19 protein-coding genes are annotated in these 22112 nt (G+C 69.8%); 14 read left to right on the top strand and 5 right to left on the bottom strand.

The window, feature by feature from the left end; all coding sequences use genetic code 11:
* Positions 1-8 precede the first annotated feature (8 nt).
* From BG90_RS10875 to BG90_RS10850, 6 genes are all read left to right on the top strand, one after another.
* Positions 9-665, top strand: coding sequence for a paraquat-inducible protein A (locus BG90_RS10875; RefSeq protein ID WP_010106312.1), 657 nt, complete (start codon positions 9-11; stop codon positions 663-665).
* Positions 662-1324, top strand: a complete 663-nt coding sequence (locus tag BG90_RS10870; protein WP_010106313.1) for a paraquat-inducible protein A — start codon at positions 662-664, stop codon at positions 1322-1324. The genes BG90_RS10875 and BG90_RS10870 overlap by 4 nt, the downstream gene beginning before the upstream one ends.
* A complete protein-coding gene (locus tag BG90_RS10865) occupies positions 1317-2972 on the top strand; it encodes a PqiB family protein (RefSeq protein WP_010117043.1) in 1656 nt (551 codons plus the stop codon). The genes BG90_RS10870 and BG90_RS10865 overlap by 8 nt, the downstream gene beginning before the upstream one ends.
* Entirely contained in the window at positions 2969-3754 is a 786-nt protein-coding gene (locus BG90_RS10860) for a PqiC family protein (protein WP_045568132.1), read from the top strand. Before BG90_RS10865 ends, BG90_RS10860 begins: the two co-directional genes overlap by 4 nt.
* A gap of 773 nt (positions 3755-4527) precedes the next feature.
* Complete coding sequence (locus tag BG90_RS10855; RefSeq protein WP_010106319.1) at positions 4528-6642, top strand: site-specific recombinase; 2115 nt, start codon at positions 4528-4530, stop codon at positions 6640-6642.
* Positions 6643-7053: 411 nt separating this feature from the next.
* Positions 7054-8346, top strand: a complete 1293-nt coding sequence (locus BG90_RS10850) for a THUMP domain-containing class I SAM-dependent RNA methyltransferase (protein ID WP_010117045.1) — start codon at positions 7054-7056, stop codon at positions 8344-8346.
* Between the two features lie 155 nt (positions 8347-8501).
* Here BG90_RS10850 and BG90_RS10845 read toward each other — a convergent pair whose 3' ends face one another.
* A complete protein-coding gene (locus BG90_RS10845; protein ID WP_025989988.1) occupies positions 8502-8975 on the bottom strand; it encodes an SRPBCC family protein in 474 nt (157 codons plus the stop codon).
* Between the two features lie 74 nt (positions 8976-9049).
* Here BG90_RS10845 and BG90_RS10835 point away from each other — a divergent pair, with 74 nt between their 5' ends.
* From BG90_RS10835 to BG90_RS10825, 3 genes are all read left to right on the top strand, one after another.
* A complete protein-coding gene (locus BG90_RS10835; protein ID WP_234419671.1) occupies positions 9050-9382 on the top strand; it encodes a hypothetical protein in 333 nt (110 codons plus the stop codon).
* Positions 9383-9485: 103 nt separating this feature from the next.
* Positions 9486-9878 carry a VOC family protein gene (locus BG90_RS10830; protein WP_010117049.1) on the top strand — a complete coding sequence of 131 codons (393 nt, stop codon included), beginning with the start codon at positions 9486-9488 and terminating at the stop codon, positions 9876-9878.
* A gap of 368 nt (positions 9879-10246) precedes the next feature.
* Positions 10247-10933 (top strand): helix-turn-helix transcriptional regulator, encoded by a 687-nt coding sequence (locus BG90_RS10825; protein ID WP_010106333.1) that lies wholly within the window; start codon positions 10247-10249, stop codon positions 10931-10933.
* 240 nt (positions 10934-11173) lie between these two features.
* On the opposite strand, the gene BG90_RS10820 is transcribed toward BG90_RS10825, so the two are convergent.
* The 3 genes from BG90_RS10820 to BG90_RS10810 are packed head-to-tail and all read right to left on the bottom strand — an operon-like array spanning position 11174 to position 14105.
* The gene (locus BG90_RS10820; RefSeq protein WP_010106334.1) at positions 11174-12628 is read right to left on the bottom strand and encodes an NAD(P)(+) transhydrogenase (Re/Si-specific) subunit beta; all 1455 of its coding nucleotides are present in this window, start codon (positions 12626-12628) and stop codon (positions 11174-11176) included.
* Entirely contained in the window at positions 12625-12954 is a 330-nt protein-coding gene (locus BG90_RS10815; RefSeq protein ID WP_010106335.1) for an NAD(P) transhydrogenase subunit alpha part 2, read from the bottom strand. The genes BG90_RS10820 and BG90_RS10815 overlap by 4 nt, the downstream gene beginning before the upstream one ends.
* A gap of 11 nt (positions 12955-12965) precedes the next feature.
* On the bottom strand, positions 12966-14105 hold the full coding sequence (locus BG90_RS10810) for a Re/Si-specific NAD(P)(+) transhydrogenase subunit alpha (RefSeq protein WP_010106336.1): 1140 nt from the start codon (positions 14103-14105) through the stop codon (positions 12966-12968).
* 242 nt (positions 14106-14347) lie between these two features.
* On the opposite strand from BG90_RS10810, the gene BG90_RS10805 reads away from it, so the two are divergent.
* The 3 genes from BG90_RS10805 to BG90_RS10795 all read left to right on the top strand — a co-directional run bounded on the left by BG90_RS10805 (position 14348) and on the right by BG90_RS10795 (position 17845).
* Entirely contained in the window at positions 14348-14857 is a 510-nt protein-coding gene (locus tag BG90_RS10805; protein ID WP_010117050.1) for an NUDIX hydrolase, read from the top strand.
* On the top strand, positions 14854-16083 hold the full coding sequence (gene mnmA / locus BG90_RS10800; protein WP_010106339.1) for a tRNA 2-thiouridine(34) synthase MnmA: 1230 nt from the start codon (positions 14854-14856) through the stop codon (positions 16081-16083). The genes BG90_RS10805 and mnmA overlap by 4 nt, the downstream gene beginning before the upstream one ends.
* A 121-nt stretch (positions 16084-16204) precedes the next feature.
* Positions 16205-17845 carry an FMN-binding glutamate synthase family protein gene (locus BG90_RS10795; protein WP_010106340.1) on the top strand — a complete coding sequence of 547 codons (1641 nt, stop codon included), beginning with the start codon at positions 16205-16207 and terminating at the stop codon, positions 17843-17845.
* A gap of 200 nt (positions 17846-18045) precedes the next feature.
* Here BG90_RS10795 and BG90_RS10790 read toward each other — a convergent pair whose 3' ends face one another.
* Positions 18046-18657, bottom strand: coding sequence for a glutathione S-transferase family protein (locus BG90_RS10790; protein WP_010117052.1), 612 nt, complete (start codon positions 18655-18657; stop codon positions 18046-18048).
* Between the two features lie 397 nt (positions 18658-19054).
* Between BG90_RS10790 and BG90_RS10785 the strand changes: the two genes are divergently transcribed.
* Positions 19055-20464: an aminopeptidase P N-terminal domain-containing protein gene (locus BG90_RS10785; protein WP_010117057.1), complete on the top strand. Its 1410-nt coding sequence runs from the start codon at positions 19055-19057 to the stop codon at positions 20462-20464.
* Positions 20465-20507: 43 nt separating this feature from the next.
* Complete coding sequence (locus tag BG90_RS10780; protein ID WP_010106343.1) at positions 20508-21701, top strand: UbiH/UbiF/VisC/COQ6 family ubiquinone biosynthesis hydroxylase; 1194 nt, start codon at positions 20508-20510, stop codon at positions 21699-21701.
* Positions 21702-22112 lie beyond the last annotated feature (411 nt).

Raw genomic sequence — 22112 nt, 5'->3', positions numbered from 1 at the left:
CCTTCCATATGGAACGAAACACCCTGATTGCCTGTCACGAATGCGACGCACTGTTGCACAAACCGCGCCTTAGCGGCAAAGATACCGCCCGCTGTCCGCGCTGCGACGCGCTGCTCTACCGGAGCGGCTCGGCGCAGGTCGACCGCATCTGCGCGCTCACGCTCGGCGCGCTCATCACGTTCCTGATCGCGCAGGGCTTCCCGATCCTCGAAATGGACGTGAACGGGATGCGCGTGCAGACGACGCTCTTCGGCGCGCTCGAGGCGATGTGGAATCAGGGGATGCCGCTCGTCGCCGTGATGGTGTTCTGCTCGACGCTCCTCTTTCCGCTCGTCGAGATGGCCGCACTCCTCTACGTGCTCTTTCCGCTGCGCGCGGGCGCGATTCCGCCCGGCTTCAACGGCGTGCTGCGCGCGATCCAGCTCGTGCGCCCGTGGGGGATGATCGAAGTCTTCATGCTCGGCATCCTCGTCACGATCGTCAAGATGGTGAGCCTCGCGCGCGTGATCCCGGAGGCCGCCCTCTTCGCGTTCGCGGCGCTCACGCTGATGCTCGCCGTCGTCGTGATGTTCGATCCGCGCACGCTGTGGGACATCGCCGATTCGCTGCGCGGGCGGGCAGCCGGCGCAGCGCCCGGCACGACCGACGAGGCGCGGGCGCGATGAGCGAAATCGTCACCGCGGCACGCGCCGGCATGGCGAGCTGCCACGCGTGCGGCCACGTGCAGAAGCTCACGCGCCCGTCGCCGGACTCGCTCAGCTCGCACGAGAAGCCCGAGCACTGCGCGCGCTGCGGCGCCGCGCTGCACCTGCGCACGCCGGACAGCATCGCGCGCACCCTGGCGCTCCTGCTCGCCGCCGCGATCCTCTACATCCCGGCGAACCTCCTGCCGATCATGCGCACGGCGTCGATCGTCGGCTCGCAGGAGGACACGATCATGAGCGGCGTCGTCTATTTCTGGACGTCGGGCGAATGGCCGCTCGCCGTCGTCGTGTTCGTCGCGAGCATTCTCGTGCCGATGCTGAAGCTCGGCGTGCTCACGATCCTCGTCGTCACCGCGCAGCGCCGCTCCGCGTGGCGTCCGCACGAGCGCATCCGGCTGTACCGGATCGTCGAGCGGATCGGCCGCTGGTCGATGCTCGACATCTTCGTCGTCACGCTGACGGTCGCGCTCGTCCATTTCCGCTCGCTCGCGGTGATCACGGCGGGCCCCGGCGCGCTCGCGTTCGGCTCGGTCGTGATCCTGACGATGCTCGCGTCGATGCAGTTCGACCCGCGCCTCATCTGGGACAACGTAGAAAACTCAGGGAATCCTCATGAATAGACCGCAAGGCCCGCAGCACGACCCGAATGCGGCCCCTCCGTCCCCGCCCGGCAGCGAACCGCCGATACTCCCCGACCCCGTGATCACGCGGCGCTCCGGCTGGCTGCCGTCGCTCGTGTGGCTCGTGCCGCTCGTCGCCGCGCTGATCGGCATCGGGCTCGTCGTCAAGTCAGTGCTCGAGCGCGGACCGGAGATCACGATCAGCTTCAAGAGCGCCGAGGGCCTCGAGCCCGGCAAGACGCAGGTCAAGTACAAGGACGTCGAGATCGGCATGGTCAAGACGATCAAGCTGTCGAAGGATCTGTCGCACGTGCTCGTCGACGTGCAACTGAAGAAGGAAACCGAGGACTTCGCGGTGAAGGGCTCGCGCTTCTGGGTCGTGCGGCCGCGGGTCGGCGCGACCGGCGTGTCCGGCTTGAGCACGCTGCTGTCCGGCGCGTACATCGGCGTCGACGCGGGCCGCTCGGACGAGACCGAGAAATCGTTCACCGGGCTCGAGACGCCGCCCGCCGTCACGGGCGACCAGAAAGGCACCCAGTACGTGCTGCGCGGCGATTCGCTCGGCTCGATCGACATCGGCTCGCCGGTCTACTACCGGCGCGTGCAGGTCGGCCAGGTCGTCGGCTTCTCGCTCGACAAGGACGGCACGGGCGTCACGTTCCGGGTGTTCGTCAACGCGCCGTACGATCAGTACGTCGGGCTGAACTCGCGCTGGTGGCAGGCAAGCGGCGTCGATCTGCGGCTCGACTCGAGCGGCTTCAAGCTGAACACGCAGTCGCTCGCGACCGTGATCCTCGGCGGCATCGCGTTCCAGCCGCCGCCGAACCAGTCGGCCGGCCCGCCCGCGCCGAACAACATGACGTTCCGGCTCGGCACCGACGAAGGCGACGCGATGCGCGAGCCGGACGGCGAGCCGGTGCAGGTCGTGATGAACTTCAACCAGTCGCTGCGCGGGCTGTCCGTCGGCGCGCCCATCGACTTCCGCGGCATCGTGCTCGGCCAGGTGACGAACATCGGCATCGACTACGACCCGAAGACGAAGACCTTCACGATGCCGGTGACGATGAACGTCTACCCCGACCGGCTCGGCCGGAAATTCCGCGAGGCGGCGCAGGACAAGGGCGCCGCGGCGCGGCGCGAAGTGCTGTCGCGGCTCGTCCAGCACGGGCTGCGCGGCCAGCTTCGCACGGGCAATCTGCTGACGAGCCAGCTATACGTCGCGCTCGACTTCTTCCCGAAGGCGCCGCCCGTGAAGATCAACCTCGACCGCGAGCCGGTCGAGCTGCCGACCGTGCCGAACACGCTCGACGAACTGCAGTTGCAGGTCGCCGACATCGCGAAGAAGCTCGACAAGGTGCCGTTCGACCAGATCGGCACGAACCTGAACAGCGCGCTCGCGAATGCGGACAAGCTGTTCAAGCGGCTCGACACCGAGGTCGCGCCCGAGGCGCGCGACACGCTGTCCGCGGCGAAGCAGACGTTCACGACCGCGGAAGCGACGCTGCAGCAGGATTCGCCGCTGCAATCGGACGTGCGCGGCGCGCTGAAGGAGCTGACGCGCACGCTGCAATCGCTGAACGCGCTCGCCGACTATCTCGAGCGGCATCCCGAATCGCTGCTGAAAGGCAAACCAGGAGATCAGAAATGACCGCACGCTCGCTCCGGCCGGCGCGCCTCGCGCGCGCCGCGCTCGCCGCCGCGGCGGCGGCCACGCTCGCGGCCTGCTCGTCGTCGCCGCCCGCGCGCTTCTACACGCTCGACGCCGCGGCCTCGACGGCCGCCACTGCGCAAAGCGTGAGCGCAAATCCCGCGTTCCTGATCCAGGTGCCGTCCATCGGCGTGCCGGAGCAGGTCGCGAAGAATCAGCTGGTCGTCCAGAAAAACGCCGCGCAGGTCGACGTGCTCGAAGAGGAACGCTGGGCGTCGCCGCCCGCCGACGAGATCCGCCGCGCGCTGTCGTCGGCGCTCACGCGGCGGCTCGACACGATCGACGTCGCGGACGCCGCGTATCCGCCGGGCGCGCCCGTCTACCGGGTCAGCGTGAACGTCCAGCGCTTCGAGTCGTGGCCCGGCAGGCACGCGGCGCTCGCCGCCGTCTGGAGCGTGCGCGCGCTGCCGAGCCCGGCGGTGATGACCTGCCGCACCGACGTCGTCGAACCGGTGCAGCCGGGCTACGATGCGCTCGTCGCGGGCCACCGGCAGGCGGTCGGCGTGCTCGCCGACCGGATCGCGGCCGGCGTGCGCGCGATGGCGGCCGCGCGCGCGGCCGTCGCGACGCGGGCTGCGGCGAACGGTGCGGCGGCGAAGCAAGCCGCGGCGGCGACGAAGGATGCGGCGGCCAACGACGCGTTATCGCTCGCGACGCCGGTCGTCCGTTGCCCGGCGAGTCCGTCCGCGGCGGACACGCAGCGCGTCGGCGACGCGCCGTGACGTATGTGGCATGCAGAGGACCGTGGGGCGCGAAGTCGGCGAGGGGGGGAGATTCGAGAGATGTGAGACGTGAGATGTGGGATGTGGGATTTGCGAAGCGCGAGGTCTATGAGGCTTGAGGTCCGTAGAGCGTGAGGTCCACGCGGCGCGAGGGCCGCAAGGCGTGAGGGCCGCGAGTTGAGCCGGCCTCGGCAACCGATGCGTCCGCGTTTGTCGCAACATTCGGCTCGACCGGAGAACCCGAGCGCCTTTGCCGGCTCAACCGACTCGCCCGGCGTGTACGCCTCGATCGGCAATCCCGGTTCGGCCTCCGCGACCGATGCGCGCCGCGCGGCGCGCATGCTCGACACAGACGACACGATCGCGAGACCGGCCGTGACGCACCCGCGCCGCCGTCCGCCCACCGCCCGCCCGACGCCGCCTCCCGCCCGCCGGGTCGAGCCGGCGACCGACCGTTTGACATTGTTTATCGATTCGACAGAGGAACCGACAGCGCCGCCGACGGTCGCCTTGCGTTTTTCGCGTCGATTGACGATCCTACGCACCTTCCGGCGGGCCGGGGGCCATGCGCGCCGTGCTGCGCCGCCCCGCCGTCGCCCCGGACCGTGCCGGTCCGTCATCGCGCCGCGAACCGCGGCGCCGCGCATTCGACGAACGCCAGAACGATTGCATGACCGACCGAACCGCCGTGCGCGAGCCACCTTGCGCCGCGCCGCCGGTTTGCGCAGCATCCCGACAGAACCCAGCCCTTCGGGGCGCCCGATATCCCGCTTATGTTCGAATCCCTGACGACCCTGATCAAGAAGTGGCGCGCGTCGCGCAGCGCGAGTCATCAGCTGGACGCGCTCCTCGCGACGGCCGATGCCGACGCGCCGTACGCGGAACGCGCCGAATGGCTGATCGAGCTCGCGCACTGGCTGCGGCGCGACGGCGCGATGCTGGCCGCCGCGCCCGCGCAGACCGCGTCCGGCGAACGCACGTTCACCGCGCACGCGCGGCTGCGCTACGTGTTCCACGTGCTCGACCGCAATCCCGAATGGAAGACGAACGTCGCGCGCCTGCTGCGCGGCGTGCTGCGCGAGAGCGACGGCATCTCGCTGCTGTGCGACGCCGGAATGCCCGTGCATTCGGGCTTCTTCGGCGCGCTCGTCGAGCGGATCGACTCGTCGCTGATCCCGCCCGCGCCGAACCGCCGCGAGCTCGCCGCGCTCTTCACGCTGATGTTCCCGTCGACGCCCGACGCGCAGTGGATCGACGCGCTGCCCGACGACCTGCTCGCGCGGCTCGCCGATCTGTTCGCATTCGACGTGACGGACAAGGAGCGCCACCAGCCCGGCTCGTTCTCGCGCGACCTGCTCGCCGCGCTGCACAACCTCACCTGCCAGATCAGCTCGACGGGCCTGTCGCAGACGGTGCGAAGCCGCCTGTCGGACGAGGACGCGCGCACGCCGCTCGAAGCGCAGCCTTTCTATCGGCTGACGCGCGCGATGCTCGCCGTCGAGACCGCGCACGCGGCGCTCGACGACGGCGGCGATCCGAGCAAGCTGCTGCACGAAGTCAACTATCTGCGCGTGCTGCTCGACGAGTGCCGCGTGTCGATCGACGACGTGTTCTCGCATCTGTACCGCAACGGCGTGTCGGTCGACATCGTGTTCCAGGTCGAGCGCATGCGCATGCGCATCCAGCGCGCGGAAACGCTCCTGAACGCATGGATGACGCGCGGCGACCTGCGCGGGCTCGCGCACCTGACGGCCGAGCTCGTCGACGCGAACCAGAACAGCCAGAGCGTGTCGCACCTCGTGCGCAGCAACTTTTCCCTCTTCGCGCGCAAGCTCGTCGAAACGAACGCCGACACGGGCGAGCACTACATCTCGCGCGGCCGCGCCGAGTATCTGAAGATGCTGCGGATGGCGGCAGGCGGCGGCCTCGTGACGGTCGCGACCGTCTGCATCAAGTTCGGGATCACGGGCATGCACCTGCAGTCGATGCTCGAAGGGCTGCTCGCCGGCATCAACTACGCGGCGAGCTTCATGCTGATGCACTTCCTGCACTACACGCTCGCGACGAAGCAGCCCGCGATGACCGCGCCGACGATCGCGCGCGAGCTCGACGGCACCGGCCACGACGAAGGCGTGAAGCAGTTCGTGTCGTCGGTGATCGCGCTGATCCGCACGCAGGCGGCCGCGATCTGCGGCAACGTGCTCGTCGTGCTGCCCGTCTGCTTCGCGGTGCAGATGTTCGCGAGCGGCGTGCTGCACGCGAACGTGATCTCGCCCGAGAAGGCGCACGCGACGTTGAAATCGTTCTCGCTGTTCGGCCCGACGCCGATCTACGCTGCGCTGACGGGCGTGCTGCTGTGGGCGTCGAGCCTCCTCGCCGGCTGGGCCGACAACTGGTTCGTGCTGCATCGCGTCGGCGACGCGCTCGCGTACAACCGCCGCCTGCGAATCACGCTCGGCATCGCGGGCGCGGCGAAGCTCGCGCATTTCTGCCGGTCGAACGTCGCGGGCGTCGTCGGCAACGTCGGGCTCGGACTGATGCTCGGCCTCGTGCCGGCGATCGTCAGCGCGTTCGCGTTCTCGTTCGAAGTGCGGCACGTGACGCTGTCCGCCGGTTCGATCGGCGTCGCGCTCGGCGTGCTCGGCAAGGAAACGCTGCACTCGGCCGAGCTGTGGTGGGCGGTCGCGGGCGTCTTCAGCATGGCGATCCTGAACGTCGCGGTGAGCTTCGCGCTCGCGTTCACGATGGCGGTGCGTTCCCGGAGCCTCAGGCCGACCAAGGTGCGCGCGCTCGTCGCCGCGATCGGCCGCGCGGTGCTCGAGCGTCCGGTCAGCCTCGTCTGGCCGCCGCGCGGCAGCGGCGCGGCGGGCGAATCGCGCGCGCACTGAGCGCTGCGGCAGCGGCAGCGTTGGCGGTCGGCGGTCGGCGGTCGGCGGTTGGCGGTTGGCGGTCGGCGGTCGGCGGTCGGCGGTCGGCGGTCGGCGGTCGGCGGTCGAGCGACGATGCCGCGGCGTCGCCCGGCATGCAGCCGCACGACAACGCGACGACATTGACGGACGGCCAGCGGCAACGCGTCGCCGGCCCGGCAGGCTGCCGCCAGACTGTGAAGCCGCGCCGAGAGCGACGCGGCGGCGCGCGCCGTCGAACCAGCCGTCGCCGATGCGACAGCCGGCCAACGCGCGACGACACGCCCCGATACCTGCGATACCGCCGATACGAATCGCCGCCGCGCGCCCCGAAGCGGCGAGCACGCCCACCCCGCGTACAATGGCGTACTTTTGCACGCCTCCGCCCGCCTTATGTCCTCGCCGACCCTATTCGACTTCTTCGCTCCCTGCCCGCGCGGGCTCGAAGCCGCGCTCGCCGCCGAGCTCGCGGAAATAGCCGCACGCCACGCGATCGCCCCGTACGACGCGGGCGCGCAGGTGCCGGGCGGCGTCCATTTCCGCGGCGGCTGGGCGGCCGGCATGGCGGCCAACCTGCATTCGCGGATCGCGAGCCGCGTGCTGCTGAAGATCGCGCACCGGCCGTACCGCAACGAGCAGGACGTCTACGCGCTCGCGCTCGAGCAGCCGTGGGAGCGCTGGTTCGCGGCGACGCAGACATTGCGCGTCGACATCACCGCGATCAAGTCGCCGCTGAAGAGCCTCGAATTCGCGACGCTGCGCGTGAAGGACGCGATCTGCGACCGCCTGCGCGACAAGACGGGCGCGCGCCCGAGCATCGACACCGCGCAGCCGGACGTCCGCGTGTTCGCGTTCCTGACGGCGGGCGACTGCACGCTCTATCTCGACACGTCCGGCGAGCCGCTCTTCAAGCGCGGCTGGCGCCTCGACAAGGGCGCGGCGCCGCTGCGCGAGAACCTCGCGGCAGGCATCCTGCGCCTGGCCGGCTGGACGGCCGGCACGCCGCTCTACGATCCGATGTGCGGCAGCGGCACGTTCGTCGCGGAAGCCGCGCAGATCGCGCTCGGCGTAGCGCCAGGCATCGAGCGCCGCTTCGGCTTCGAGAAGCTGAAGCAGTACGACATCACCGCGTGGCAGGCGCTGAAGGTCGCCGCGATGGACACGAAGCGCGCGGCGCGCGGCAAGCGCGACGATCTGCTGATCTTCGGCAGCGACATCTCCGGCGACATGCTCGAGAAGACGCGCGCGAACCTCGAGCGCGCGGGCGTGCCGCCGCTCTGGCTGAAGCAGCTCGACGCGCGCAACATGACGCCGCCCGTCGCGACGCCCGGCGTGATCGTCACGAATCCGCCGTACGGCGAGCGGATCGAGGTGCGCGGCCGCGGCCCGCGCGGCGACGTGCGCGAGACGGGCAAAAGCCGCGGCGGCGACGACGCGTTCCGCCGCACGCACACCGACGCGCCCGACGGCGAATTCTTCCGCGCGGTCGGCGACGCGCTCAAGCAGCGCTTCACCGGCTGGCAGGCGTTCATGCTGAGCTCGGACCGCACGCTGCCGGGCCAGCTGCGGCTGCGCGAATCGGCGAAGACGCCGCTCTTCAACGGCGCGCTCGAGTGCCGGCTGTTCCGCTTCGATCTGATCGCGGGCAGCGTGCGGCAGCGCCCGGCCGCGGCCGACGGCGAATGACGCGCGGCGCGATCGCCGCGCAGCGCATGCCCTGATTCCGAACCGCCGGCGCGACCGCCCGCGCCGCGCGCCGGCCCGGCCCGCACCGGCAGCCGCGCGCAAGCCGCCGCCGCTTTGCCGCGTCGATCGCCGCGCAACCGGGCGCGGCGCGTCCCTCACTGCTTGTCCGCGCTTCCGCCGTGCCAGCGGCGCGCCGTCATCGCGAGCGGCCGCCCCGTCTCGAGCAGCGTCTTCAGGCTCGACAGCACGACCGGCCACCCCATCCGGATCCCGCGATCCATGTCCGAATCCGGCACGAGGTTCTCGTGCGTCACGGTCAGCCGCACCGCGTCGTCCATGAACGGCTCGACGGCGAACGTCACGCGCGTGTCTTCGCTGCCGGTCGGAAACCGCCACGAGATCACGAGCCGGTTCGGCGGATCGTTCTCGATCACGTCGCCGACGAGATCGATCGTGTGCGGATCGTCGTAATCCTGATGCTCCCAGCGCGAGCCGGGCTTCCAGTCCGGCGACGCGTTGCGGTGCCGGCACCAGTACTCCTTCGTCAGCTCCGCGTCGGTGAGCGCATCGAACACGCGCTCGGGCGTCGATGCGATGTACGTCACGTACACATAAGCGGGGTCAGCCATCGTCGTCTCCATCGGTGCGGGCCGCTTCGAGTCCGCGTTTCGGATCGGCGAGCGCGTGCAGGCGGCGCTCGAACTTGCCGATCCAGCGCTCGGCGATCTCGCGGATCGGCGCGAAATTCCGGCCATGCGAGTTCCCGCAGTCGCGCCGCATGGTCGCGGCGCGATGCAAGGCGATTCACGCCCGCGATCCGCGCGAGATGCTCGCGGGCCGCCCGACGGCCCGTCGCCAGCCCTTCGCCGGGTTCGGACCGCGTCCGCCCGCTGCGCGCATGCAGCAGATCGAGCGAACGACGGCGCGGCGCGTCCGCGAGCGCAAGCGCATCGAGTACGAGATCCATGGAATGCCGGTCGGCATCGCTTCATTTTGCAACCTCGAGGTTGCACGTCAAGCGCCGTTACGCTGCTGACAATACGTTGTCAGCAGGCCCCGCGCACACTGCGATGCCGTCGCACTGCGACGCGGATTTCCGGGACGGTTTCCCCCGCACCTCAACGTACAAGGAGCTTGCAATGACTACCGCAAACAGCGAAAGCGTAATCGCCTGGTTCGACATTCCTTCAATCGATTTCGACCGCGCGATCCGCTTCTACGAGGCCGTGCTGCAAACGGCGTTGCAGCGAGAAATGATCGGCGGCGTGCCGACCGCGGTCTTCGTGCATCCGGAGGCGGCCACGGGCGGCGCGGTCGTCTACGATCCGCAGCGGCTGAAGCCGGGCCCGGACGGCGCCGTCGTCTACCTGAACGCAAACGGTCCGGTGACGGCCGCGCTCGAGCGCGCGAAGCGCGCGGGCGGCATCGTGCAGGGCTCGGTGATCGAGTTGCCGAACGGCTATGGCTACATCGGCTATCTCGTCGACACCGAAGGCAATCGCGTCGGCCTGCACTCGCTCAAATGCAGCTGAGCGCGGCGACGGGGGAACGCGTGCTTGCGCGAGCGGGCGGAACGGCCGCCGCGCGAGCCGGAATGCGCGGCGCCGGCATGCACGCGGCAGCGTGTACGCCGGCGCCGCGAGCAGCCGTTGCGATGGCGGCGACGGCATACATGACGATGGCGACGAAGAGGAAAGCGGCAACGGCGAGCGCCGCGGCGGCACGTGCGCCTGCGCCGCGAGCGGCCGCGACGGCGGCCGCGACGGCGAAACCACACGCAACCGTTCGCGGCCCCGATCACGCGTATCGGGGCGACTACGAAAACCGCGCGTGCCCGCCGTCGCGCGCGGCGCTATCATCGCGGCATTCCCAATCCCGTCCCCACTTTCGGAGCTCCGCGATGACGCGTCGCGCCGACCGCCTGTTCCAGATCGCCGAATTGCTGCGCGGCCGCCGCCTGACGACCGCGCAGCAGCTCGCCGACTGGTTGTCGGTATCGCCGCGCACCGTGTACCGCGACGTGCGCGATCTGCAGTTGTCGGGCGTGCCGATCGAAGGAGAAGCCGGGATCGGCTATCGCCTGAACCGCGCGGCGAGCCTGCCGCCCCTCACGTTCACCGCGGAGGAGCTGGCCGCGCTCGCGGCGGGCGCGCGGATGCTCGAGACGTGGGGCGGCGCACGCTTCGCGGGCGGCGCGCGTTCGGCGCTCGCGAAGATCGCGTCGGCAATGCCCGCCGACAAGCGCGCGACGCTCGACCGGCTCGCGGTATTCGCGCCGTCGTTTCACATCGACCGCGCGTTCTCGGAGAAAGTGGATGCGCTGCACGAAGCGGTCGACGGCCGTCGCATCGTGAGCTTCGCGTACTGCGACCGGCTCGGCGCGCGGACGACACGCCGCGTGTGGCCGCTCGGGCTTGTCTACTGGGGCGGGCGCTGGACGATCGGCGCGTGGTGCGAGCTGCGCGAAGACTTCCGCACGTTCGACATCGCGCGAATGAACGAAGTCGCGGTGCACGAGCCGTTTCCGGATCACGAGGGCAAGCGGCTCGCCGACTATCTGCGCAAGGCGAACGCGCCCGTGCGTTGAAGCGCGGCACGACGGCAGGCGCGCGAGCGATCGTCGCGCAAACGCAACCCGAACGGTCCGTGGCGGCATCGAATCGCTCGAATCGCGCGCTGCGATCCGCGACGAGCATGCCGCAGCCGCCGGCGAAAAGAAAAGCGCCGAAACGACGCGCCGCCCCGCGGGCCGCGCGCCGATCGGCGCCCTGTACGCGAAACGCGAACGGCGGGCGCCCCGGCCGACGCCGGCGCGCCCGCGCATCGCTTACTCGACCGACTTCACCATGTCCTCGATGACCTTCTTCGCATCGCCGAAGACCATCATCGTCTTGTCCATGTAGAAGAGCTCGTTGTCGAGGCCCGCGTAGCCCGCCGCCATCGACCGCTTGTTGACGATCACGGTGCGCGCCTTGTACGCCTCGATGATCGGCATCCCCGCGATCGGCGACTTCGGATCGTTCTTCGCGGCCGGATTCACCACGTCGTTCGCGCCGAGCACGAGCACCACGTCGACCTGCCCGAACTCGCCGTTGATGTCCTCCATCTCGTGGACGATCTCGTACGGCACCTCCGCTTCCGCGAGCAGCACGTTCATGTGGCCCGGCATCCGCCCCGCGACCGGGTGGATCGCGTAGCGCACGTCGATGCCCTTCTCGACGAGCTTGTCGGTCAGCTCCTTCAGCGCATGCTGCGCACGCGCGACGGCAAGCCCGTAGCCCGGCACGATCACGACCGTTTCGGCGTTGCCGAGCATGAACGACGCGTCTTCCGCGGAACCCGACTTCACCGGCCGCTGCTCCTGCGAGCCGCCGCTCGCCGCCGTGCCGGGCTCGGCGCCGAAGCCGCCCAGCAGCACGTTGAAGAACGAGCGGTTCATCGCGTGGCACATGATGTACGACAGGATCGCGCCCGACGAGCCGACCAGGGAGCCGGCGATGATCAGCATCGCGTTGTTCAGCGAAAAGCCGATGCCCGCCGCCGCCCAGCCCGAATACGAGTTCAGCATCGACACGACGACCGGCATGTCCGCGCCGCCGATCGGGATGATGATCAGCACGCCCAGCGCGAACGCGATCGCCGTCATGATCCCGAACGGCAGCCACGACTGCGTCACGAAGAACAGGATGCCGAAGCCGAGCATGCCGAGCGCGAGCATCAGGTTGATCAGATGTTGCCCCGGATAGACGACGGGCGCGCCCTGAAAGAGCCGGAACTTGTACTTGCCCGACAGCTTGCCGAACGCGATCACCGAGCCGGAGAACGTGATCGCGCCGACGAACGTGCCGATGAAGAGCTCGATCCGGTTGCCGAACGGGATGAAATTCGGCGAGCTCGCGTCCTGCGGCACGAGCCCGAACGCCTCCGGCTCGGCCACGACCGCGATCGCGATGCACACGGCCGCGAGACCGATCAGCGAGTGCATCGCCGCGACGAGCTCGGGCATCTTCGTCATCTCGACGCGCGCGGCGATCACCGCGCCGACCGCGCCGCCGATCACGAGCGCGCCGAACACGAGCCCGAGGCCGAGCGGCAGGTTCGCGCCGAGCCAGGCGGCCTGCTTGACGATCAGCGCGACGGTCGTCAGGATCGCGATCGCCATCCCGACCATTCCGAATAGATTGCCTCGTCTAGCGCTCTTCGGATTCGACAGGCCCTTGAGCGCCTGAATGAAGCACACCGACGCGACGAGGTACAGCAGCGTGACGACGTTCATGCTCATCGCGCGCCCTCCTTCGCCTTGCCGCCCGCCTGCTTCGGCTCTTTCTTCTTGAACATCTCGAGCATGCGCCTCGTCACGAGGAAGCCGCCGAACACGTTGACGGCCGCGAGCGCGACGGCGAGCGTGCCGAAGAACTTGCCGACGCCGCCCAGCGTCAATGCGGCCGCGAGCATCGCGCCGACGATCACGATCGCCGAGATCGCGTTCGTCACCGCCATCAGCGGCGTGTGCAGCGCGGGCGTCACGTTCCAGACCACGTGGTAGCCGACGTACACCGCCAGCACGAAGATGATCACGTTGATGACCGTGTGATTGATGATCTCCATCCCGCCTCCCGTTATTTGCGCGCGACTTCGCCGTCGCGACACAGAAGCGTCGCGGCGACGATGTCGTCCGAAAGATCGATGTTGAGCGCGCCTTCCTTCGTGACGATCAGCTTCAGGAAGTCGAACAGATTGCGCGCGTAGAGCGACGACGCGTCGGCCGGCACCATCGCGGCCAGGTTCGTGTAGCCGGCGATCGTCACGCCCTGATGGACGATCACCTGGTCGGCGACGGTGAGCGGGCAGTTGCCGCTCTTGCGGCCGTCGAATTCGGGGCCGCGGCCCGCCGCGAGATCGACGAGCACCGAGCCCGGCTTCATCGACTGCACGGTCTCGACGGAGATCAGCGTCGGCGCGGGACGGCCCGGAATCAGCGCGGTCGTGATGACGATGTCGGCCTGCTTCGCGCGCTCGTGCACGAGCGCCGCCTGGCGCCCCAGCCACGACGCCGGCATCGGCCGCGCGTAGCCGCCGACGCCCTCGGCCGCGTCGCGCTCTTCTTGCGTTTCGTAAGGAACGTCGAGGAATTTCGCGCCGAGCGATTCGATCTGCTCCTTCACGGCGGGACGCACGTCGGACGCTTCGATGACGGCGCCGAGGCGCTTCGCGGTCGCGATCGCCTGCAGCCCCGCGACGCCCGCGCCGAGCACGAGCACGCGCGCGGCCTTCACGGTGCCCGCGGCCGTCATCAGCATCGGAAAGAAGCGCGGATACAGCGCCGCGGCGACGAGCACCGCCTTGTAGCCGGCGATGTTCGCCTGCGACGACAGCACGTCGAGGCTCTGCGCGCGCGTCGTGCGCGGCGCGGCTTCGAGCGCGAAGCCCGTGACGCCCGCCGCCGCCAGACGCGCCGCCTGCTCGGCGTTGAACGGATCGAGCATCCCGACGAGCGTCGCGCCGCGCGTCAACTGCGCGGCCTCCGCATCGGTGGGCGCCTGGACCTTCAGCACGATGTCCGCGCCGAACGCGGTGGCCGCGTCGGTCAGCTCGGCGCCGGCAGCGGCGTACGCGTCGTCAGGAAAGCTCGCGGCCACGCCTGCGCCGCGCCCGACCGTCACGCGGTGGCCGGCCGCCGCGTACTTCTTGACCGTCTCCGGCGTCGCTGCCACGCGCGCCTCGTTCGCCCGCGTTTCAGCAGGCACTCCGATATGCATCGTCGATCCCTCCTCTTCGTTTGTTCTACTGCGACGGCGAGCCGGACGACTGACATACCGGCTCGAAGGCAACGGCTGTTTCAGGCGCCACTTTAACCGAAAGCGGCGGCGAATCAGCAATGCGACCCCTTCCCGGTCGACGCGCGCGTGCACGCGGGCAACGGCCGGAGTTGCGCCGGGGTCGGAACCGCGCTATACGCGAATCCAGCAGCGGCGCGGCGCAACCGGTAAAATGCGCGGCTATGAAACCCGAAATCTGGACCCCGCACGTGACGGTCGCCGCGATCGTCGAACGCAGCGGGCGCTTTCTCGTGATCGAAGAACATACGTCGTCCGGCCTGCGCATCAATCAGCCGGCGGGCCACCTCGAAGCCGGCGAGACGCTCGTCGAAGCGGTGATCCGCGAGACGCTCGAGGAAACCGCGCATCCGTTCGAGCCGGATGCGCTCGTCGGCGTGTATCTCGCGCACTACGCGCGCCCGGCGAGCGCCGGCGCGACCTACCTGCGCTTCACGTTCTGCGGGCGCGCGGGCGACGCGCTCGCCGACCGCGCGCTCGACGACGGCATCGTCCGCGCGCTGTGGATGACGGCCGACGAACTGCGCGCCTGCGAGGATCGCCACCGGTCGCCCGCGGTGATGCGCTGCGTCGACGACTACCTGGCCGGCCGCCGCGTGCCGCTCGATTTCGTTCATACGCATTCGGTCGCGCCGTATCGCGCGGCCCCGGATCATCAGGCGGTGGGCACATGACGAAGCGTCGAGTCGTGGTGGGCATGTCGGGCGGCGTCGATTCGTCGGTCACCGCATGGCTGCTGAAGGAACAGGGCTACGACGTCGTCGGCCTCTTCATGAAGAACTGGGAGGACGACGACGACGGCGAATACTGCTCGACGCGGCAGGACTGGATCGACGTCGTGTCGGTCGCGGACCTGATCGGCATCGACGTCGAGGCGGTGAACTTCGCGGCCGAGTACAAGGACCGCGTGTTCGCCGAATTCCTGCGCGAGTACTCGGCGGGCCGCACGCCGAATCCGGACGTGCTGTGCAACGCGGAGATCAAGTTCAAGGCGTTCCTCGACCACGCGATGTCGCTCGGCGCCCGGACGATCGCAACCGGCCATTACGCGCGCGTGCGCGAACGCGACGGCCGCTTCGAGCTCCTGAAGGCGTTCGATCATACGAAAGACCAGTCGTACTTCCTGCATCGCCTCAATCAGGCGCAGCTGTCGAAGACGCTGTTCCCGCTCGGCGAGATCCCGAAGACGAAGGTGCGCGAGATCGCCGAGCAGATCGGGCTGCCGAACGCGAAGAAGAAGGATTCGACGGGCATCTGCTTCATCGGCGAGCGCCCGTTCCGCGATTTCCTGAACCGCTATCTGCCGACGAAGCCCGGCCCGATGAAAACGCCCGACGGCAAGACGGTCGGCGAACACATCGGCCTCGCGTTCTACACGTTCGGCCAGAGGAAGGGCATCGGGCTCGGCGGCAGCAAGGACGGCAGCGGCGAGCCGTGGTTCGTCGCGGCGAAGGACATTGCGTCGAACACACTCTACGTCGTGCAGGGCCACGATCATCCGTGGCTGCTGTCGCGCGAGCTCGTCGCGGGCAACGTCAGCTGGGTCGCGGGCGAGCCGCCCGCCGACGGCGTCAGGTGCGGCGCGAAGACCCGCTATCGGCAGGCCGACGCGGCTTGTGCGTTCGGGCGAGCCACGTCAGGCCGGGCCGCGCCAGGCCGGGCCGCGTCGGGCCAGCACGCGTCGGACGGCGGCGCGCCGAGCGGCGTTGCAGCCGACGCAAGCGGCGAGCGCTTCTCGCTGACGTTCGACGAGCCGCAATGGGCGGTCACGCCCGGCCAGTCGGCGGTGCTGTACGACGGCGACGTGTGCCTCGGCGGCGGCATCATCGAATCCGCGGCGACGGGACGCCCCGACGCCGCGCACGCGGGCGGCGCGCCCGCGCTCGCCGAAGCGCGCTGAACCCCGATCGGTTTAGACTTGCGGCACGCGACGGACGGCGCGCCGGCACGGCCGCGTCCGCGCCCGCCGCCGCGCCGTTCGTCGACGCATGGCGGCATCCGAAAAACGATATGGAGTCCCCATGCTTTCTCGACGCTATCTCGCGATGTGGTGCGCGGTCGCCCTCTTCGCGGCCGTCGCCGTGCTTGCGGCCCGGCATGCGATCTCGTGGCTGTGGATCGTGCCCGTCGCCGCGCTCGTCGCGCTCGGCCTGTACGACCTGAAGCAGGACCGCCACGCGATCCTGCGCAACTACCCGCTCTGGGGCCATCTGCGCTTCCTGTTCGAATTCATCCGTCCTGAAATCCGCCAGTACTTCGTCGAAGACGACACCGACGAAAAACCGTTCTCGCGCGCGCAGCGCAGCCTCGTCTACCAGCGCGCGAAGAACGTCGCCGACAACCGGCCGTACGGCACCGAGCTCGACGTGAAGGCGGTCGCGCACGAATGGATCAGCCATTCGCTCGCGCCGACGAAGCTGGCCGGCCACGATTTCCGGGTCCGCGTCGGCGCGATGCGCAAAGCGCCGTACGACATCTCGATCTTCAACATCTCGGCGATGAGCTTCGGCGCGCTGTCGGCGAACGCGATCCGCGCGCTGAACCTGGGCGCGAAGAAAGGCGGCTTCGCGCACGACACGGGCGAAGGCTCGCTGTCGAAATATCACCGCGAGCACGGCGGCGACATCATCTGGGAGATCGGCTCCGGCTACTTCGGCTGCCGCCGCGACGACGGCTCGTTCGATCCGGACAAGTTCGAGAAGCAGGCGCGCGACCCGCAGGTGAAGATGATCGAGGTGAAGCTGTCGCAGGGCGCGAAGCCCGGCCACGGCGGCGTGCTGCCCGCCGCGAAGATCACGCCCGAGATCGCCGAGACGCGCGGCGTGCCGATGGGCCGTGATTGCGTGTCGCCCGCCGCGCATTCGGCGTTCTCGACGCCGCGCGGGCTGCTCGAGTTCGTCGAGCGGCTGCGCGAGCTGTCGGGCGGCAAGCCGACGGGCTTCAAGCTGTGCGTCGGCCATCCGTGGGAATTCTTCGGGATCGCGAAGGCGATGCTCGAGACGGGCATCGTGCCGGACTTCATCGTCGTCGACGGCGCGGAAGGCGGCACGGGCGCGGCGCCCCTCGAATTCACCGATCACGTCGGCGTGCCGCTGCAGGAGGGGCTCCTCCTCGTGCACAACACGCTCGTCGGGATCGGGCTGCGCGATCAGGTGAAGCTCGGCGCGAGCGGCAAGATCATCACCGCGTTCGACATCGCGCGCACGCTCGCGATCGGCGCGGACTGGGTGAACTCGGCGCGCGGCTTCATGTTCGCGGTCGGCTGCATCCAGGCGCAGCACTGCCACACGGACCGTTGCCCGACGGGCGTCGCGACGCAGGACCCGGTGCGCCAGCGCGCGCTCGTCGTGCCGGACAAGGCGGAGCGCGTCCACAGCTTCCATCGCAACACGCTGCACGCGCTGCAGGAACTCGTGCAGGCGGCGGGGCTGTCGCATCCGTCCGAGCTGCGCGCGCATCACATTGTGCAGCGCGTCGCGCCGCACGAAGTGCGGCTGATGTCGCAGTTGCTCAAGTATCTGGAGCCGGGCGCGCTGCTGAACGGCGGCCATTGCGGCTTCTCGCTGTACGAGACGTGGTGGCCCGTCGCGCGCAGCGACTCGTTCTCGCCCGGCGAGGGCGCGTACGCGCGCATCGGCGCAAGCGCGCCGGCGCGCGCCTAGTCCGGCTTCTACGGAAAAACGCCCCGCCGGAGGGCGTTTTGTCGTGAGTCGCCGCGGCGCACCGCAATCGCGAGCAACGCAGCAAGCCTCGCCGCCGGCTCGCGCATCGAAACCTCGCCCGCCGCCCACGCGCCGCGCGTCAAACGAAAAACGCCCCGGTGACGGGGCGTTTTTTCATCGACGCCGCGCGCGGCGTCGCGTCACTGCGGAACCGTGTCGACGAACGACTGGCGCTGCGCCAGCTTCACGAAATGCTTGTCGAGATTCGGATGGCGCTCGCGCCAGTTGATCTCGGGCATCCGGAAATCGAGGTAGCCGAGCGTGCAGCCGAGCGCGATGTCGGCCAGCGTGTAGTGATTGCCGACGCACCACGTCTTGCCGCCCAGGCCCTGCGACATCGCGACGAGGCCGTCGTCGATCTTGCGCTGCTGGCGCGCGATCCACGCATCGCTGCGCTGCAGCGCCTCGCGCTGCGTGTGCTCGATACGAATCGCGACCGACGCGTCGAGCACGCCGTCGCCGAGCGCCTCCCAGCAGCGCACCTCGACGCGCTCGCGTCCGGACGGCGGGATCAGCTTTCCGACGGGCGAAAGCGTGTCGACGTATTCGCAGATCACGCGCGAATCGAACACGGCGGCGCCGTCTTCCATCACGAGGCACGGCACCTTGCCGAGCGGGTTCGACGCATGGATGCCGGTGTCCGGCGCCCAGACGTTCTCGAGCTCCAGCTTGTAGTCGATCTTCTTTTCAGCGAGCACGATTCGCGCCTTGCGGACGAACGGGCTGCTGAGCGAACCGATTAATTTCATCATCTGTCTTCTGTCGGGAATACCGCCCGAGAGTATACGTTGTCGCCGATCATAACCGGCCGTTGCGCCTTCGTTGATAATCGGCCGTCCGGCCTGTGGATGGTTTGCAACAATCGCGCCCGCCGCGCGGGCCGCCCAACCGGGCAAGACGGCGGCGGTTGCGCCGTCCGGTTTCTCGTCGCGGCCATTCGGCTTTTGGCGCGGATCCGGGCCGCCGTTTTGCGCAGGCGCGCGCCGGCCAAGCGCGATTTCCCGCGGCCCGCACGGCTTCGCAACGCGCGCGGGGCGCGTCGTCGCGCGCACGCGATGGCGGCCGGCTCGCCGTGCCGCCGCTGCGCAACCGACGGCCCGCCGCCCCACCCGTCGCGCGCGACCCGCGCGACGGCGCTACAATCGCGTGATGAATCAGCCGACCGAACCCGCCATCGCCCTCGACGTCTACCGCCAGCGCCGCGACCGCGTGCTGGCCTCGCTGCGCGCGCAAGGCGGCGGCGTCGCCATCGTGCCCACCGCGCCGGAAGTGCTCCGCAATCGCGACAACGGCTACCCGTACCGGCACGACAGCTATTTCCACTACCTGACGGGCTTCACCGAGCCCGACGCGCTCCTCGTCCTCGACGCGTCGGCGACGGGCGACGCGCCGCGCGCGATCCTGTTCTGCCGCGCGAAGAATCCCGAGCGGGAGATCTGGGAAGGGTTCCATTTCGGGCCCGAAGCCGCGCGCGAAGCGTTCGGCTTCGACGCCGCGTTCCCGTATGACGCGCTCGACGCCGAGATGCCGCGCATCCTCGCCGATGCGCACGCGCTCTTCTACCGCTTCGGCGCATCGGCCGAATTCGACGGCCGCCTGAACGGCTGGCTCGACGCGGTGCGCTCGCGCGCCCGCGCAGGCGTCGCCGCCCCCGGCGCCGCGTTCGATCTCGGGCCGCTGCTCGACGACATGCGGCTTATCAAGGACGCGCACGAGCAGGCGATCATGCGCCGCGCGGCCGGAATTTCCGCGCTCGCGCACCGCCGCGCGATGGCCGCATGCCGCCCCGGCATCCGCGAATACGAACTCGAAGCCGAGCTGCTCCACACGTTCCGCCGCCACGGCGCGCAATCGCCCGCGTACGGCTCGATCGTCGCGACGGGCGCGAACGCGTGCGTGCTCCACTATCCGGCGGGCGACGCGATCGTCGAGGACGGCGACCTGATCCTGATCGACGCGGCATGCGAGCTCGACGGCTACGCATCCGACATCACCCGCACGTTCCCGGCGAACGGCCGCTTTTCGGGCCCGCAGCGCGCGCTCTACGACATCGTGCTCGCCGCGCAGGAAGCAGCGATCGCGGCGACGCGCGCGGGCACGGCGTTCGACGCGCCGCACGACGCCGCGGTGCGCGTGCTCGCACAGGGCATGCTCGATACCGGCCTCGTGCCGAAGACACGCTTCGCGAGCGTCGACGACGTGATCGCCGAGCGCGCGTACACGCGCTTCTACATGCACCGCACGGGCCACTGGCTCGGGATGGACGTGCACGACTGCGGCGACTACCGCGAGCGCGCCGCGCCGCGCGACGACGACGGCGCGCTGCCGTCGCGCGTGCTGCACTCGGGGATGGCGCTCACGATCGAGCCGGGGCTGTACGTGCGTCCGGCCGACGACGTGCCGCAGGCGTTCTGGGACATCGGCATCCGGATCGAGGACGACGCGTTCGTCACGCCGACGGGATGCGAGCTGATCACGCGCGACGTGCCGGTGGCCGCCGACGAGATCGAGGCGCTGATGCGCGATGCGCAGACCCGGACCGCCCGCCCGCAGCCGTGACCCGCACCCGCCGCTTCCCACCGAGATCCACGATTCACGAACGATGACGACCGCCGCCCCTTCGCCTGCTTTCGACTTCGATATCGCGATCGTCGGCGCCGGGCCAGTCGGGCTCGCGCTCGCCGGCTGGCTCGCGCGCCGCAGCGCGACCCGCGCGCTGTCCGTCGCGCTGATCGACGCGCGCGATCCCGACGCGAGCGCGACCGATCCGCGCGCGATCGCCGTGTCGCAGGGCAGCCGGATGCTGCTCGATACGCTCGGCTGGCCGGGCGACGCGACGCCGATCGAGCACATCCACGTGTCGCAGCGCGGCCACTTCGGCCGCACGCTGATCGATCGCGACGAGCACGACCTCGCAGCGCTCGGCTACGTCGTGCGCTACGGCTCGATCGTGCAGGCGCTCGCGCGCGCGGTACGCGGCACGCACGCGCACTGGTTCACGTCGACGTCCGCGCATTCGCCGACGCAGGACGCCGACGGCGTGACGATCACGCTCGACGCGCCGCAAGGCACGCGCGAGTTGCGCGCGCGCGTGCTCGTCAATGCGGAAGGCGGCCTCTTCGACGACCGGAAACGCAAGCTGACCGAGAGCGCGAAGAGCCGCGACTACGGGCAGACGGCGCTCGTCGGCACCGTCACGGTGTCTGCGCCGCGGCCGCGCGTCGCGTGGGAGCGCTTCACCGCCGAAGGCCCGCTCGCGCTGCTGCCGCTCGGCGGCCCGCGGCAGGCGGACTACGCGCTCGTCTGGTGCTGCGCGCCCGATGTCGCGCGGCGGCGCGGCGAACTGTCCGACGACGCGTTCCTGCAGGAACTCGGCGCGATGTTCGGCGCGCGGATGGGGCGCTTCACGCAAATCGTCGGGCGCGCGGCGTTCCCGCTCGGACTCGCCGCGGCGGAGACGCTCGTCGACGGCCGGATCGCGATCGTCGGCAACGCCGCGCAGACGCTGCATCCGGTCGCGGGCCAGGGGCTCAACCTCGGGCTGCGCGATGCGCACACGCTCGCCGAGACGCTGTCCGAGCACGGCGCGACGCCGCTCGCGCTCGCGACGTTCAACGCGCGCCGCGCGCTCGACAGGCGCCTCACGATCGGCGCGACCGACACGCTCGCACGCCTCTTCACCATCGACTCGCGGCCGCTCGCCGTGCTGCGCGGCGCGGCGCTCACCGCGCTCGAATTCGCGCCGCCGCTCAAGACCGCGATCGCGCGGCAGATGATGTTCGGGCAACGGCGGTGACGCGGATGGCGTCGACCATTCGCCGTCGGGGGCTGGCTGATGGTTGGGCCGATGGCGGATGGCGGGTGACGACGGATAGCGTCGAAAAGCGCCCTTCTCGCGGTCACAGGCTCGGCTCGTGAAAAGTCGGCCTCTCGGATCGCGCTACAAACCGTTCGCGAATATCGGTTAGGGGTAACAGGCCCCTTGAAAACCTAGCCGAACGCCTTGTTCGGGAGTTTTTCGACAGAATCGGGCGACGGCCGACATCCAGCCTCTCATGTCTCGCCTCGCGTACGCTTTCCGCTTTTCATCACGCAGCCCATGCCGGCGCATGCGGCAGCGCCGCACAACGCATCGGCGCGCGCACACGGCATCGTCGGCGACATCGCTCCCATGGCCGGTTCGCGCGTCCCGAAACGATCTCCCGAC

Origin of the sequence: Burkholderia oklahomensis C6786 (genome assembly GCF_000959365.1) — a bacterium.
GTDB classification, from domain to species: domain Bacteria; phylum Pseudomonadota; class Gammaproteobacteria; order Burkholderiales; family Burkholderiaceae; genus Burkholderia; species Burkholderia oklahomensis.
The sequence above is the reverse complement of the archived record's forward strand: the minus strand, read 5'-3'. Positions and strand labels throughout refer to the sequence as shown.